The 14,613-nt window shown below is 69.5% G+C and carries 14 protein-coding genes; 8 read left to right on the forward strand and 6 right to left on the reverse strand.

Features of this window, described 5'->3' with window-relative positions:
- The first annotated feature begins 202 nt into the window (after positions 1-202).
- The 7 genes from ABTV10_RS15970 to ABTV10_RS16000 all read left to right on the forward strand — a co-directional run bounded on the left by ABTV10_RS15970 (position 203) and on the right by ABTV10_RS16000 (position 7,649).
- Entirely contained in the window at positions 203-1,666 is a 1,464-nt protein-coding gene (locus tag ABTV10_RS15970) for an MFS transporter (RefSeq protein WP_499028411.1), read from the forward strand.
- 39 nt (positions 1,667-1,705) lie between these two features.
- On the forward strand, positions 1,706-2,578 hold the full coding sequence (locus ABTV10_RS15975) for a ribokinase (protein ID WP_499028413.1): 873 nt from the start codon (positions 1,706-1,708) through the stop codon (positions 2,576-2,578).
- A 50-nt stretch (positions 2,579-2,628) separates the two neighbouring features.
- A complete protein-coding gene (locus ABTV10_RS15980; protein ID WP_499028415.1) occupies positions 2,629-3,111 on the forward strand; it encodes an acetyltransferase in 483 nt (160 codons plus the stop codon).
- A gap of 51 nt (positions 3,112-3,162) precedes the next feature.
- Positions 3,163-5,259, forward strand: a complete 2,097-nt coding sequence (locus ABTV10_RS15985) for a RecQ family ATP-dependent DNA helicase (protein ID WP_499028416.1) — start codon at positions 3,163-3,165, stop codon at positions 5,257-5,259.
- A 79-nt stretch (positions 5,260-5,338) separates the two neighbouring features.
- Positions 5,339-5,920, forward strand: coding sequence for a diaminobutyrate acetyltransferase (ectA, locus tag ABTV10_RS15990; RefSeq protein ID WP_499028418.1), 582 nt, complete (start codon positions 5,339-5,341; stop codon positions 5,918-5,920).
- 13 nt (positions 5,921-5,933) lie between these two features.
- A complete protein-coding gene (ectB, locus tag ABTV10_RS15995) occupies positions 5,934-7,193 on the forward strand; it encodes a diaminobutyrate--2-oxoglutarate transaminase (RefSeq protein ID WP_499028420.1) in 1,260 nt (419 codons plus the stop codon).
- Positions 7,194-7,232: 39 nt separating this feature from the next.
- Positions 7,233-7,649, forward strand: coding sequence for an ectoine synthase (locus ABTV10_RS16000; protein WP_499028422.1), 417 nt, complete (start codon positions 7,233-7,235; stop codon positions 7,647-7,649).
- Positions 7,650-7,706: 57 nt separating this feature from the next.
- Here ABTV10_RS16000 and ABTV10_RS16005 read toward each other — a convergent pair whose 3' ends face one another.
- Together ABTV10_RS16005 and ABTV10_RS16010 are read right to left on the reverse strand one after the other, a co-directional pair.
- Positions 7,707-9,617: a YhgE/Pip family protein gene (locus tag ABTV10_RS16005; RefSeq protein ID WP_499028424.1), complete on the reverse strand. Its 1,911-nt coding sequence runs from the start codon at positions 9,615-9,617 to the stop codon at positions 7,707-7,709.
- Between the two features lie 155 nt (positions 9,618-9,772).
- Positions 9,773-10,246 carry a VOC family protein gene (locus tag ABTV10_RS16010; RefSeq protein ID WP_499028426.1) on the reverse strand — a complete coding sequence of 158 codons (474 nt, stop codon included), beginning with the start codon at positions 10,244-10,246 and terminating at the stop codon, positions 9,773-9,775.
- Positions 10,247-10,316: 70 nt separating this feature from the next.
- On the opposite strand from ABTV10_RS16010, the gene ABTV10_RS16015 reads away from it, so the two are divergent.
- Entirely contained in the window at positions 10,317-11,159 is an 843-nt protein-coding gene (locus ABTV10_RS16015) for an NAD-dependent protein deacetylase (protein ID WP_499028428.1), read from the forward strand.
- On the opposite strand, the gene proB is transcribed toward ABTV10_RS16015, so the two are convergent.
- The 4 genes from proB to rplU form a co-directional block, all read right to left on the reverse strand.
- Positions 11,132-12,232, reverse strand: coding sequence for a glutamate 5-kinase (gene proB, locus ABTV10_RS16020; RefSeq protein ID WP_433605439.1), 1,101 nt, complete (start codon positions 12,230-12,232; stop codon positions 11,132-11,134). The genes ABTV10_RS16015 and proB overlap by 28 nt on opposite strands.
- A complete protein-coding gene (gene obgE / locus ABTV10_RS16025) occupies positions 12,229-13,689 on the reverse strand; it encodes a GTPase ObgE (protein WP_433605441.1) in 1,461 nt (486 codons plus the stop codon). The genes proB and obgE overlap by 4 nt, the downstream gene beginning before the upstream one ends.
- Positions 13,690-13,892: 203 nt before the next feature.
- On the reverse strand, positions 13,893-14,156 hold the full coding sequence (rpmA, locus tag ABTV10_RS16030) for a 50S ribosomal protein L27 (protein WP_013416501.1): 264 nt from the start codon (positions 14,154-14,156) through the stop codon (positions 13,893-13,895).
- A 34-nt stretch (positions 14,157-14,190) separates the two neighbouring features.
- A complete protein-coding gene (gene rplU, locus ABTV10_RS16035; RefSeq protein ID WP_005512259.1) occupies positions 14,191-14,502 on the reverse strand; it encodes a 50S ribosomal protein L21 in 312 nt (103 codons plus the stop codon).
- Positions 14,503-14,613 lie beyond the last annotated feature (111 nt).

Consider the following 14,613-nt stretch of genomic DNA (forward strand, 5'->3'; position numbering starts at 1 on the left):
GAGCTCTGTTACGTTGGCGACGCTATCGCTGGTTGCCCGTATCGGGCGTGCCGCGTGCCAGAGCCGTTCGGTGGGGGCCGAACAGAGCCAGAGGGCCGCGGACAGTGTTCCCGACCAGCACGCCTGATGGGCGGGCGACGACAAGTGGCGTGCATCCGGTACGCGCCCCGCCCGGACGGCACCGCGCTGGGGAGCGCATGAGATGACATCTACGGACCCCGCGTCGACCCCCGTCACCGATCCGGTGCTCACGTCCTCCGAGGTGACCGTGACCGACGACGCCGCCGTCCGGCGGGCAGTCCAGGCCACGATGCTCGGAAATGCGATGGAGTGGTTCGACTTCGGCGTGTACGCCTACCTCGCGACGACGATCGGCAAGGTCTTCTTCCCGGAGGCGAGCGGGACGGCGCAATTGCTGTCGACGTTCACGATCTTCGCGGCGGCGTTCGTCGTCCGACCGCTCGGCGGCCTGCTCTTCGGGCCCCTCGGGGACCGGGTCGGACGTAAGAAGGTCCTCGCCACCACGATGATCCTGATGGCGGGCAGCACCTTCGCGATCGGGCTGATCCCGAGCTACGGGGCGATCGGCATCGCCGCACCGATCCTGCTCGTCGTCTTCCGGCTGCTGCAAGGCTTCTCGACGGGCGGCGAGTACGGCGGCGCCAGCACGTTCGTCGCGGAGTACGCGCCCGACAAGCGGCGCGGATTCCTGTCGAGCTTCCTCGAGTTCGGCACGCTGGCCGGGTACGTCGCGGCGGCCGGCCTGGTGACGCTCATCTCGGCGGTCGTCACCCCCGAGGCGCTCGTCGACTGGGCGTGGCGCATCCCGTTCCTGATCGCCGGGCCCCTCGGGCTGATCGGGCTGTACCTGCGGGTCCGACTGGAGGAGACACCGGCGTTCCAACAGCACGAGGCGTCGGAACGACGGGTCGAGTCGTCCGAGTCGCTCGCGGGGCGACTGCGGGACACGCTCGTGACGAACTGGCGCCCCCTTGTGCTGTGCATCGTGCTCGTCGCGACGTACAACATCGCGCACTACGGCCTGCTCAGCTACATGCCGACGTACCTGTCGACGACCCTCGGCTACGACGAGAAGCACGGCCTGGTGCTGATGATCGTGGTGATGGTGCTGATGATGGTCGCCGTCACGTACGTCGGCCGCCTGTCCGACCGGGTGGGACGGAAACCGTTGCTGCTCACCGGGTTCGTGGGATTCTTCCTGCTATCGCTGCCCGCCTACCTGCTCATCGGAGTCGGCGAGTACGTCACTGTCTTCCTCGGTCTGGCGATCCTCGGGTCGCTCCTGCTGCTGTTCGTCGGCGTGTTCCCGTCGGTGCTCCCGGCGCTCTTCCCCACCCGCGTCCGGTACGGCGGCCTGGCGATCGGCTACAACGTCGCGGTCTCACTCTTCGGCGGCACGACACCGCTGGTGCTGACCGCGCTGCAGGACGCCACCGGCAGCAACCTCGTCGCGCCGATGTACATGATGGTCGCCGCGGTCTTCGGCGGTGTCGCCGTGCTCCTCGTCCCGGAGACCGCCCGCCGACCCCTCGCGGGCAGCCCACCGGCGGTCTCGACCCGAGCCGAGGCGGTTGCGGTGCTGCGACGTGTCCAACGGAACGCCGGAGCGGCCCGGCCGAATGTCACATCCTTTCAGTCGGACTGACCCGATGTGACATTCGGTCGAAACGACTACCCTCGGCGCATGGCGGAGAACAGTGTGGTCGTCGTCGGCAGCATCAACATGGATCTGGTCGCCTTCGCGCCGCGCCTGCCGGCTCCCGGCGAGACGATCCTCGGGACGTCGTTCACCACGACGCCGGGCGGCAAGGGTGCCAATCAGGCGATCGCGGCCGCGAAGGCCGGCGCGGAGGTCGTGTTCGTCGGCGCCGTCGGCGACGACACGTTCGCGCTGGACCTGCGGCAGGCGCTCGTGGACGCGGAGGTCGACGCCGAGCGGCTACGTGAAGTGTCCGGCCCCAGCGGGATTGCGGCGATCACCGTCGACGGGGACGGGCAGAACTCGATCATCGTCGTCTCGGGCGCCAATGCCCGCGTCACCTCGCTCACCGACGACGAACTCCGGGCGATCGCCGACGCCGACGCCCTGCTGTGCCAGCTGGAGATTCCCCTCGACACCGTCACCTCCGCGGCCCGGCACGCGTCTCGCTCGGGCACGACGGTGATTCTCAATCCGTCACCGGCACAGATACTTCCGTCCGACCTGCTCGAATCGATCGACGTCCTGATCGTCAACGAGACCGAGGAGCGGCAACTCGGCGAGGACGCGCTGGCGGCGGTCCCGCACGTCGTGACGACGCTGGGCGCCGCCGGCGCGCGCTACCGCGGACCGGACGGCGAACGGCTGAGCGTCGACTCCCCGACCGTCGACGCGGTCGATACCACCGGGGCGGGCGACGCCTTCGCGGGCGCGCTCGCTTCGGCGTGGAGTCGCGGCCGCCGGGAGGCGCTGACGTTCGCCTGCGCGGCCGGCGCGCTCACCACGACGCGGCCCGGCGCGAGTGCCGCCTCGCCGACGCGCAGCGAGATCGACGCCCTGCTGACGGCAGACCGCTGACGCCGAAAACCGGTTGGCACCCACCCGCACCCATCCGTACGGTCCACTGCATGAGCTCATCGACGGACCCCGTCCTGCGCGCGTGCCGTGGCAGGGAGGACTGGCCGGCGCTCGTCCGTATCTGGCGCAGCGCGGTCGACGCCACCCACGACTTCCTCACCGCCGAGGACGTCGTCTTCTACGAGTCCCGAATGGTCAGCGACTATCTGCCGGCAGTCGAGGTGACCGTGGCGGAGGTCGACGGCACCCCCGCCGGCTTCTCAGGCCTGGTGGGCAGTTCCCTCGAGATGCTGTTCGTCGCCGACACGCACCGCGGTCACGGCGTGGGATCCGCGCTCCTGCGTCGGGCGGTCGCCGACTACCCGGATCTGCGCCTCGACGTCAACGAGCAGAATCCGCAGGCCGTCGGGTTCTACGAGCGCCACGGATTCGTCGTCCTGGGCCGCTCGGCCACCGACGCCGACGGGCGGCCGTACCCGATCCTGCACATGGGCCGCACGACGGCCGGGACCCACACCTCGCCCGCACACTGACCCGGGCCACCGCCGCCCGACCTGTCGGCCCCCTCGGGCACGATGGACCCCATGACGACCGCCACCACAGCAGATCTCCGCGACGAGGCCGAACGGTTGCTCCGGGAACTCGCGGGGCCGGACGCCCGGCTGCGTGAGGACCAGTGGACGGCGATCGAGGCGCTGGTCGTGGGCCGGCGGCGGGCACTCGTCGTGCAGCGCACGGGCTGGGGCAAGTCCGCCGTGTATTTCATCGCCGCGAAGCTGCTGCGGGCGCACGGACACGGCCCCACCGTGATCGTGTCGCCGCTGCTGGCGTTGATGCGCAACCAGGTGGCGTCGGCCGAGCGGGCCGGCGTCCGCGCGGCCACCATCAACTCGGGCAACGTCACCGAGTGGGACGAGATCCACCAGCGCGTGGCGGCCCGCGAGCTGGATGTGCTGCTGGTGAGCCCCGAACGGCTCAACAATCCCGACTTCAGGGACCAGGTGCTGCCGTCCCTCGCCGCCGATGCCGGCCTCGTCGTGGTCGACGAGGCCCACTGCGTCTCCGACTGGGGGCACGACTTCCGTCCCGACTACCGCCGGATCCGCACCCTCGTCGAGGATCTCGGCGAGGGCATCCCGGTGCTCGCGACCACGGCGACGGCGAACGACCGCGTGGTCTCCGACGTCGCCACCCAGCTGGGGGTGGGCGGCGCCGAGACGCTGGTGCTGCGCGGCACCCTCGAGCGCGACTCGCTGAGCATGTCGGTCGTACGGATCGCGGAGGCGACGCAGCGCGCGGCGTGGCTCGCGGAGCATCTCGACGAACTCCCGGGCTCCGGCATCATCTACACGCTCACCGTCTCCGCCGCCCGCGACCTCGCGAGCCTGCTCGCCGACCGTGGACACCAGGTGGCCGCCTACACCGGTCAGACCGACGCCGCCGAGCGCGAGGTGCTCGAGAACGACCTGCTGAACAACCGGGTCAAGGCGCTGGTCGCGACCTCCGCTCTCGGGATGGGCTTCGACAAGCCCGACCTCGGGTTCGTCGTGCACCTGGGCGCCCCGTCGTCGCCCATCTCCTACTACCAGCAGGTCGGTCGCGCCGGACGATCCACCGACAGTGCCGAGGTGGTGCTCCTCCCCGGTCACGAGGACCGGCAGATCTGGAGCTACTTCGCGTCGGTGTCGTTCCCGCGCGAGCACATCGTCCGCAAGGTCATCGACGTCCTCGACACCGAACGTCCGCAGTCGACGATGGCGCTCGAACCACTCGTCGAACTGAACCGCACCCGCCTCGAACTGGTGCTGAAGGTGCTCGACGTGGACGGCGCCGTCCGGCGCGTTCGCGGCGGCTGGGTCGCCACCGGGCAGCCGTGGACGTACGACGCCGACCGCTACGGCCGACTCGAGGTTGCGCGGGAGGCGGAACAGCAGGCGATGCTCGAGTACGAGCGCACCGACGAGTGCCGGATGACGTTCCTGCGCCGCCAACTCGACGATCCCGGACTCGACGGCGACAGCCGCTGCGGACGCTGCGACAACTGCGCCGGCCCGAAGTACAGCGCCGATGTCGCCGCCGACGCCGTCGCCGACACCCGCCGCCGGCTCGAGCGACCCGGAGTCGACCTGCCGCCGCGCAAGCAGTGGCCGACGGGCATGGCGAAGCTCGGAATCAGCCTGTCCGGCAAGATCACCGACGGGCCGGAGCCCGGACGCGTGCTGGGTCGACTGTCGGATCTGGGTTGGGGACAACGCCTGCGCGCACTGCTCGACGGCCCCGACGCCACTGTGCCGGATGCGATCGTCGACGCCTGCATCTCGGTGCTCGCGGCGTGGGACTGGGCCGAACGCCCGGGCGCGGTCATGTGCGTGGAGTCGCCCACCCATCCGCTCCTGATGCGGTCGCTCACCGGTCGACTCGCACAGGTGGGGCGGCTGTCCGACCTGGGTGTTCTCCACGAGCGCCCCGGCCATCCCCCGGTCTCCGCCGCGAACTCCGCGTACCGGGTCGCGGGCCTGGCCGATGCCTGGGAGGAGCCGGACCTGTCCGGGATCGACCGTCCGGTGCTGCTGCTCGACGCGGTCACCGACACCGGTTGGACGCTGACGATGGCGGCCCGGACTCTGCGTCGGGCAGGGGCGCCCTCTGTCCTTCCCTTCGCTCTAGCCACACCCAAGTGATACACGATGTGACCAGCCTCACATTCACCGTCTCACCTGCACGGCTACCGGGTCTCCTCTGCCCGATTTCCACCGATCCGTGAAATCGGGCGACGTGGTTGTTACGTTCGAGTCACGAAGAACGGCAACAACAATGACGCCAACACAAACGAGAACTACCCCAACCACCGCGCCGGACGCGGTGGAGTTACGTAAGCCCCAGGTCTCAGACGGAGTCCGGCTCTGGGAGATCGCCAAGGATTCACAGGTGCTCGACCTCAATTCGAGCTACTCATACCTACTGTGGTGCAGAGACTTTCAGGACACCTCGATCGTCGCCGCCGCCGACGGCCACGTCGTCGGATTCGTGACCGGATACGTCCGCCCCGACGCCCCGAACACGCTGTTCGTGTGGCAGGTCGCGGTGGACATCGAGCAGCGAGGCCAGGGAATGGCCGGGAGGATGCTCAACGCCCTCCTCGACCGCCTTGCGCTCCAAGGCGTTTGGAATCTCGAAACCACGATCAGCCCGGACAACACCGCGTCCATCGCCCTGTTCACCTCGGTGGCGGGACGGCGAGGATCCACCATCACGAGACGAAACCTGTTCGATCCGAACGACTTTCCCGACGGGCATACGGCCGAGGATCTCTACACCATCTCGCCGCTGCCCGTTTCCTGAGGAAGGACCACGCATGACCACTGTCGAGACCAGCATTTTCGAGTCCCTCGAGTCGGGGGTCCGCAGTTACTGCCGGAACTGGCCCACCGTCTTCGAGTCGGCGTCGGGCGCCTGGATGCGGGACGAGTCCGGCCGCGAGTACCTGGACTTCTTCGCCGGCGCCGGTGCCCTCAACTACGGACACAACAATCCGGTGATGAAGAGCGCGCTCCTCGAGTACCTCGCCGGCGACGGCATCACCCACGGCCTGGACATGTCCACCGTTGCCAAACGCGAGTTCCTGCAGAGCTTCCAGCGCACCGTCCTCGAGCCGCGCGGCCTCGACTACAAGGTCCAGTTTCCCGGTCCGACGGGCACCAACGCCGTCGAGGCCGCCCTCAAGCTGGCCCGCAAGGCCACGGGCCGGGAATCGATCATCAACTTCACCAACGCATTTCACGGCATGACGCTGGGCTCGCTGTCAGTCACCGGCAACTCGCTCAAGCGCGCCGGCGCCGGTGTGCCGCTCGTGCACGCCACCCCGATGCCGTTCGACAACTACTTCGGCGGCGCCACCGACGACTTCCAGTGGTTCGAGCGCGTGCTCGACGATTCCGGCAGCGGCCTCAACCGCCCCGCCGCCGTCATCGTGGAGACCGTGCAGGGCGAGGGCGGGGTCAACGTGGCGCGTCCGGAATGGCTGCGCGCGCTGTCCGAACTGTGCACCCGGCACGACATCCTGCTGATCGTCGACGACGTCCAGATGGGTTGCGGCCGTACGGGTCCCTTCTTCTCGTTCGAGGTCGCCGGGATCACCCCCGACATCGTGACGCTGTCCAAGTCGATCGGCGGTTACGGCCTGCCGATGGCACTGACCCTGTTCAAGCCGGAACTGGACCTGTGGGCGCCAGGCGAGCACAACGGCACCTTCCGCGGCAACAACCCGGCCTTCGTGACCGCGACCGCGGCACTCGACCACTACTGGTCCGACGACGTTCTCCACCGATCCACGCTCGCGAAGGGCGAGCGGATCAACCAGATCTTCGCCAACCTCGCGGACACGTTCGAGGGTGTGAGCACCCGCGGCCGGGGCATGGTGCAGGGTCTCGTGTTCGACGATCCCGGCATGGCGGTGAAGGTGTGCGGGCTCGCGTTCGACGACGGCTTGCTCGCCGAGACGGCCGGCCCCTCCGACGAGGTGGTCAAGCTGCTGCCGCCGCTGACCATCACCGACGCCGAACTCGACCACGGCCTGAGCATCCTGGCGGAGGCGACCGCCAAGGTCTTCGCCTGACGCTCGGCCGTCCGCACCCACGATCCGAGGAGACACAGCATGATCGTTCGCACCACCGACGAGATCACCGACACCGACCGCGACATCACCAGTGAGGACGGCAACTGGCGCAGCAAGCGGATCGTTCTCGCCGGCGACGGCGTCGGGTTCTCGTTCCACGAGACCACGATCCGCGCCGGGTCGGTCAACGAGTTCCACTACGCGAACCACGTCGAGGCGGTGTGGCTCGTCGAGGGTGACGGCATCCTCACCGACCTCGACAGCGGCGAGGTGCACCAACTGCGGCCGGGCACGATGTACCTGCTGAACGGGCACGAGCGCCACCGGGTGGAGCCGGTCACCCCGATGCGCATGCTGTGCGTGTTCAATCCCCCGGTGACCGGCCGCGAGGTCCACGACGAGAACGGCGTCTACCCGCTGATCACGCTCGACGACTCCGAGCGCGCCGCCTCGTAGGTCCGAACAGCGTCAGGGCCCGGTCGTTCCTTCGGCCGGGCCCTGATGCTGCTGCGGTCAGCCGACGGGCTGCATCTCGATGGTTGGCTGATCGTCCAACGGCGGCGGGGTGTCGGCCGCGGGCTCCTGCCGGCGCCGCCACCAGATGGTGAACCCGACCGCGACGACGGTCAGCGCGGCGAGCGCCGCGACCGCGGTCCAGAAGCGCGGCCCGTAGTAACCGACGAGGACCATCCGCATCGCGTTGCGGGCCCACGTCAGGGGCATGAGGTCGTGCAACCACTGCAGCGGTGCCGGCATCTGCTCGATCGGGTACACGGCACCGAACGCGAAGATCTGGATCATCAACGCGCCCAACGCCAGGAACGTGCCGTTGACCGGACCGAAGACGACGGTGAAGAGGCGGCCGAGGGCCACCGCGGCGGCGCCGACGAGGATCATGACCGCGGTCATCGCCAGCGCGCTCGGCGGGTCGGCGTCGGCGACGACGAGCGACACCGCCGATGCCACTAGCGCGGCGACCAGTGTCACCGCCGTGGGAATCCGGTAGCGGCGCACGCCCTCCCGGACGACGTTGCCGTGCACACGCTGGGGTCGGCCGCGACGCGGGCGGACGATGAACCAGATCAGGATGCCGCACAGGAACAGCAGCACCGACATGACGGCGGGGACGGCGCCCGGACCGAACCCGGCGGCCGGGTAGTCGTACTTCTCGTCGACCGCGACGGGCGCCGCCAGCAGGCCCGCGGTGGTGGCCCGCTGGGTCTCGTCGAACTGCGGAACCTGCGCGGCGCCCTCGGTCAACCCGGTCGCGAGTTCGGTGCTGCCGGTGTCGAGCTGCCCCATGCCGGTGGCGAGCTCGCCCAGACCGTTGCGGAGCTGGATGCCGCCGGCGTCGAGCTGACCGAGACCCGACGACAGCTCGTTCGCGCCCGCGCTCAGCTGGTGCGCGCCCTGGGACAGCTGCCCGAGGCCGGTGTTCAGTTCGGCCGCACCGGCGGTCGCGGCCAGCAGACCGCCCCGGTAGTCGGCGGTCGGGTCGGTGAGCTGACGGGCGAGCTCGCGCGCACCGTCACGCAGCTGGACGAGCTGGGACGCGATGTCTCCCTGCTCGCCGATGATGCTCAGCACCGGGCCGGTCACCATGTCGACGACCTCGCTGATCTGCCGGGCGCCGTCCGCGAGCTGGTCGGTGCCGCCGACGAGCTGGTTCATTCCGGCACTCAGCTCGCCCGAGCCGGCCACGGCCTGGTCCGCACCGGTGGCCAGCTCCCCCGCACCCGCCGCGAGTTCCTGGCCGCCACGGTTGGCGTCGCCGAGCCCGGTCGAGAGCTCCTGGCTGCCCGCGTAGAGCTGGTCGGTGCCGGTGCGGGCCTCCTTCGTGCCGTTCGAGAGCTGCTGGGCGCCGGTGGCGGCCTCGCCCATGCCCTTCCCGAGGTCGCCGAGCCCGACGAGCACCTGGTCGACGGACTGCTCGCCGATGGACTCCGAGACCGCCGAGCGCACCTGCGCGACGACGCTCTCGCCGACCGGCGTCGCCACCAGGCTGTTGTAGTCGTTGTAGACGACGTCGAGTTGAGCCTTGCGGCCCGCCCCGCTCGCGGCGCTGGCGACGTCGGCGCTGAACGTCTCCGGGATCACCACCGAGAAGTAGTAGGTGCCGTCGTCGACGCCGTCGCGGGCCTGTTCGGGCGTGACCACCTTCCAGTTCACGTCCCCGCTCTCGACCAGCGCCGCGACCACCTCGTCACCCGCCTCGATCCGGGTGCCGTCGACGTCCGCCCCGGCGTCCGAGTTCACGATCGCCACGGGCAGCCGGTTGACGGTGTCGCCGGGATTCCACAGCGCCCACATGTAGAAGGCGGCGATCGCGAGTGGCGCGATGACCAGCACGGCGAGGATCGTGCGGACGACGTGGGCGCGGCGCGTGGATGCGCCGGACCCACCGGAAGCGGTTGTGGGCACCATGAAGAGCTCTCTCGTCGGGGACCGGAGCGCGGTCGGCGCACGAGACGCCGCCACCAGAGCTGGACGTAGGTCCAACTTGGTCACGATAGAGAGTGCCGGTCCTCACCGTGAGGGTTTTGCCACAAACTTCGGCGGAGAGGCCCAGCGGCCGGCCGTCAGGACACGGGATCGGGGAAGAACAGCTCTCGCGCACGTCGCGCCACCTCCGCCGGCGGGACGTCCTCGATCTTGGTGCAGACGGCCCAACGGTGGCCGAACGGATCGAGGAACACCCCGTGCCGGTCCCCGGAGAAGGTGTCCGCGACCGGCGTCACCAACGTCGCCCCGGCGTCGACCGCCCGGGCGACGAACGCGTCGGTGTCCTCGACGTAGACGACGAGGGAGGAGTGCACCCAGCCGCGCTCGGGCGCCTTGAGGCCGAAGTCGGGCATCTCGTTCGACAGCTGCAGCATCGAGTCGCCGATCCGGATCTCGGCGTGCATGACGGTGCCGTCGGGCGCGTCCATGCGGTCGACGACGACCGCGCCGAGACCCGCGACGTAGAAGTCCAGCGCCGCGGCGCCGTCCGGGACCGCCAGGTACGGCGTGAGGGTCCGGTATCCGTCGGGAATGGGGTTCACTGTAGTCATGTCGTCCAGTGTCGGTCGCGAGGCGGCACCGAGGATTGAACGGATCGGACACGCGCCTACCCTGGATCGGGTGATCGACCGGATACTCGAACTGCTCGGCGGTCGGCGCGTCTGCGTGCTGACCGGCGCCGGTATCTCCACCGACTCGGGCATCCCCGACTATCGCGGCCCCGACTCACCACCCCGTAATCCGATGACCTACCAGCAGTTCGTCGGCGACGCCTCCTTCCGCCGGCACTACTGGGCCCGGAACCACCTCGGCTGGCGGTACATGGACGCCGCCCGCCCCAACGCCGGGCACCGCGCCCTCGCCGCGCTGGAACGCGCCGACGTCGTGCACGGGGTGATCACCCAGAACGTCGACCTGCTGCACACCAAGGCGGGCAGCCGCCGCGTCATCGACCTGCACGGCAGCTACGCCCAGGTGCGCTGCCTCGACTGCGGGCACCGTATCTCCCGGATGACGCTCGCCGAGCGCCTCGACGCCGCGAACCCCGGCTTCGCAGACACCGTCGCCGCGGCCACGGGCGTCGAGATCGCGCCGGACGCCGACGCCGTCGTCGAGACCACCGACCACTTCCGGATGGTCGACTGCGACCGGTGCGGGGGCATGCTCAAGCCCGACATCGTCTACTTCGGCGAGAGTGTCCCGAAGCCGCGGGTCGCGGCGGCGTTCGACATGGTCGCCAGCGCCGACGCGCTACTGGTCGTCGGCTCCTCGCTGACCGTGATGTCCGGCCTGCGGTTCGTCCGCCGCGCCGCCCGCGACGGGATGCCGATCGTCATCGTCAACCGCGGCACCACCCGCGGCGACGAGTTCGCGGCGATCAAGGCCGAGCTGGGCAGCTCCGAGGTCCTCACCCACCTCGCAGGCGCCTTCGGCACCTACAGCGGAACCAGATCGTCCGCGTGAACGACGGGGCGCTGCATGTCCACCGGCAGCTCCGTCGTCGAGTGGCCGAGCATGTCCTCGATCTCCGACGAGTCGTACGCGACCACACCCCGGGCCACGACACGCTCGTCCGGTCCGACGAGGGAGATCACGTCGCCGCCGTAGAAGCGGCCCGCCACCGCGGTGATACCGGCCGGCAGCAGCGAGCGCCGCCGCTCCACCACCGCCCGCACCGCACCCGCGTCCAGGTGGATCGCACCCTGCGTGTCGGCGGCGTGCCGAACCCAGAACTTGCGCGCCGACATCCGGTGTGGCCGCGCCGCGAACACGGTGCCGACGTCCGCCGTCGTGAGCGCGGTTGCGGCATCCGATGCAGCCGCCAGCAGCACCGGCACACCCGAGTCGGCCGCCAGCCGCGCGGCCGACAGCTTGGACGCCATGCCGCCGGTGCCGAGCGCTCCGCCGGAACCGGCGACCACGCCGTCCAGGTCCTCGGGGCTGTTCACCTCGGGAATCAGTGTGGCCCCGCCCTTTCGAGGATCACCGTCGTAGAGGCCGTCGACGTCGGACAGCAGCACCAGCGCGTCGGCACCCACCAGGTGCGAGACGAGCGCGGCGAGGCGATCGTTGTCACCGAACCGCAGCTCGGTGGTTGCGACGGTGTCGTTCTCGTTGACGATCGCGACCGCGTGCAGCGCCCGCAGCCGGTCCAGGGTGCGCTGCGCGTTGCGGTGCTGGGTGCGGCGGGCGATGTCGTCGGCGGTGAGCAGCACCTGGCCGACGGTGCGGCCGTACCGTGCGAACGACGTGCCCCACGCGTGCGCCAACGCCAACTGGCCGACACTTGCCGCGGCCTGCTTGGTTGCGAGATCCCTTGGGCGACGGGTCAATCCGAGCGGCGCCAGACCTGCACCCACGGCCCCTGAGGACACCACGACGACGTCGGACCCCGCCCGCATGCGCGCCTCGAGGGCGTCCGCGAGCAGATTCAACCGGCCGACGTCGAGTCCGCCGACGAGACTCGTCAGCGCCGAGGATCCGATCTTGACGACGATGCTGCGTGCGGACGCGATGGCCGCTCTGGTCTCGCTCACTTGTCTTTGGGATCCTCGCTGTCGAGTCCTCGGCGGACCCGACGCGCGTGCTTGCGCTCGGCCGCGCCGATGCGCTCGACCTGGTCGAGACGGGCGTCGGTGCCACGACCGGTGCGCACGATGTCGACACCGGCCGCAGTCTGCGGCTCCCACTCGAATCCGACGTCGCCGATCGTGACGAACGCCCCGGGTTCGGCACCCTGCTTGACGAGTTCGTCCTCCACGCCGAGTCGGGCGAGGCGGTCCGCGAGGTAACCGACGGCCTCGTCGTTGTCGAACGCCGTCTGCCGCACCCAGCGCTCCGGCTGGACGCCGCGCACGATGAAGCCGCCCGGATTGTCCGGATCGGCGATGACGTCGAACCCGGTCTCCTTGGCCGCGATCGGACGGATCACCTGACGCTTCGGCTCCGCCGGCGGATGCGCCTCGCGGTAGTCGGCCACCATCTTCGCGAGCGCGAAAGTCAAGGGCCGCAGTCCGTCCCGGCTCACCGCGGAGATCGTGAACACCGGCCAGCCACGCGCCTCGAAGTCGGGCGTCACCATCTCGGCGAGTTCGGCCGCCTCGGGAACGTCGGCCTTGTTGAGGATCACGATGCGCGGACGGTCGGCGAGGTCCCCGAGCCCGGCATCGCCCTTGAGCGCGGGCTGATAGGCCGCCAACTCCGCCTCGAGGGCGTCGACGTCGGAGATCGGGTCCCGTCCCGGCTCGAGGGTGGCGCAGTCCACGACGTGCGCGAGCACCGCGCAGCGCTCGAGGTGGCGCAAGAAGTCCAGCCCGAGACCGCGTCCCTCGCTGGCGCCCGGAATGAGGCCCGGCACGTCGGCGACCGTGAACGTCGTGTCACCGCTGGAGACGACGCCCAGGTTGGGCTGCAGGGTCGTGAACGGGTAGTCGCCGATCTTCGGCTTCGCGGCTGACAGCACCGACACCAGCGACGACTTACCGGCGGACGGGAAGCCGACCAGCCCGACGTCGGCCACGGACTTGAGTTCGAGGATCAGGTCGCCCGCCTCGCCCTCCTCGCCGAGCAGCGCGAAGCCGGGGGCCTTGCGCGCCTTGGACGCCAGCGACGCGTTACCGAGGCCGCCGCGGCCGCCGCGGGCCGCCACGAACCGGGTGCCGATCCCGATGAGGTCCGCCAGGACCTCCCCGTGCTTGTCGACGACGACGGTGCCGTCGGGCACCTTCAGGATCAGGTCGGAGCCGTTGGCGCCTTCCCGGTTGCCGCCCATTCCCTGGGTTCCGTTGGTGGCCTTGGCCCGCGGGTGGAAGTGGAAGTCGAGGAGGGTGTGGACGTTGCCGTCCACCTCGAGCACGACATCCCCACCGCGCCCACCGTTGCCGCCGTCCGGGCCGCCGAGCGGCTTGAACTTCTCGCGGTGGACAGAGGCGCAACCATTGCCGCCCTTACCGGCGCTGACGTGCAGCACCACGCGGTCAATGAATCGGGACATGACTGCCGGATCCTTCCTCAGTCAATACTTCTGGGCTACTTCTGGATTCACAGTGTGACGCAGTAGACGCACTGTGGCTGAAACAACAGTAGGGGCGGGCAGGGTTGTGAGACCCTGGCCCGCCCCTACTGGGAGATCGGAACGGAATCGAACTCGTCAGCGCATCGAAACGATGGGAGCCCGAACCGTAGGTGGCAGCAGACCTAGGCCTCTGCCGCGACCGGAACGATGTTCACGGTCTTGCGCCCGCGCTTGGTGCCGAACTCGACGGCGCCCGCAGCGAGAGCGAACAGGGTGTCGTCACCGCCACGGCCGACGTTGACGCCGGGGTGGAAGTGGGTTCCGCGCTGACGCACGAGGATCTCGCCGGCGCTGACGGACTGGCCGCCGAAGCGCTTCACGCCGAGTCGCTGTGCGTTTGAATCGCGACCGTTACGGGAGCTGGATGCACCCTTCTTATGTGCCATGTCGAATCCCTCCAGGAATCGGTGAAAGTTCGAGTTACTTGATGCCGGTGACCTTGAGGACCGTCAGCTTCTGACGGTGACCCTGGCGCTTGTGGTAGCCGGTCTTGTTCTTGAACTTGTGGATCCGGATCTTCGGGCCCTTGGTGTGCTCGACGACCTCACCGGTCACGGAGATCTTCGCCAGCTTGTCGGCGTCGGTGGTCAGCTCGGACCCATCGACCACGAGGACCGGGGCAAGCGAGACAGCGGTGCCGGGCTCACCCTCGATCTTCTCGACCTTGACGAGGTCACCAACAGCGACCTTGTACTGCTTTCCGCCGGTCTTGACGATCGCGTACGTTGCCATCGGACGGCTACCCCTTGCTACTTCGAACGTGCTCGCGCCGCTGCCGTGAAGGCTTTCAGTGCTGCGCGACTGGTCTGGTGTGGCGGCTACCCCTTACGCGCCCGTAAGGCC

This window comes from Paraburkholderia sp. RHO2, from assembly GCF_050955445.1.
GTDB classification, from domain to species: Bacteria; Actinomycetota; Actinomycetes; order Mycobacteriales; family Mycobacteriaceae; genus Prescottella; species Prescottella agglutinans_A.

Bases quoted from the DNA above. Each gene is read 5' to 3' on its own strand.
- ABTV10_RS15970 (WP_499028411.1), top strand. From the start codon at position 203: ATGACATCTACGGACCCCGCGTCGACCCCCGTCACCGATCCGGTGCTC.
- ABTV10_RS15975 (WP_499028413.1), top strand. From the start codon at position 1,706: ATGGCGGAGAACAGTGTGGTCGTCGTCGGCAGCATCAACATGGATCTG.
- ABTV10_RS15980 (WP_499028415.1), top strand. From the start codon at position 2,629: ATGAGCTCATCGACGGACCCCGTCCTGCGCGCGTGCCGTGGCAGGGAG.
- ABTV10_RS15985 (WP_499028416.1), top strand. From the start codon at position 3,163: ATGACGACCGCCACCACAGCAGATCTCCGCGACGAGGCCGAACGGTTG.
- ectB (WP_499028420.1), top strand. From the start codon at position 5,934: ATGACCACTGTCGAGACCAGCATTTTCGAGTCCCTCGAGTCGGGGGTC.
- ABTV10_RS16000 (WP_499028422.1), top strand. From the start codon at position 7,233: ATGATCGTTCGCACCACCGACGAGATCACCGACACCGACCGCGACATC.
- ABTV10_RS16005 (WP_499028424.1), bottom strand. From the start codon at position 9,617: ATGGTGCCCACAACCGCTTCCGGTGGGTCCGGCGCATCCACGCGCCGC.
- ABTV10_RS16010 (WP_499028426.1), bottom strand. From the start codon at position 10,246: ATGACTACAGTGAACCCCATTCCCGACGGATACCGGACCCTCACGCCG.
- obgE (WP_433605441.1), bottom strand. From the start codon at position 13,689: ATGTCCCGATTCATTGACCGCGTGGTGCTGCACGTCAGCGCCGGTAAG.
- rpmA (WP_013416501.1), bottom strand. From the start codon at position 14,156: ATGGCACATAAGAAGGGTGCATCCAGCTCCCGTAACGGTCGCGATTCA.
- rplU (WP_005512259.1), bottom strand. From the start codon at position 14,502: ATGGCAACGTACGCGATCGTCAAGACCGGCGGAAAGCAGTACAAGGTC.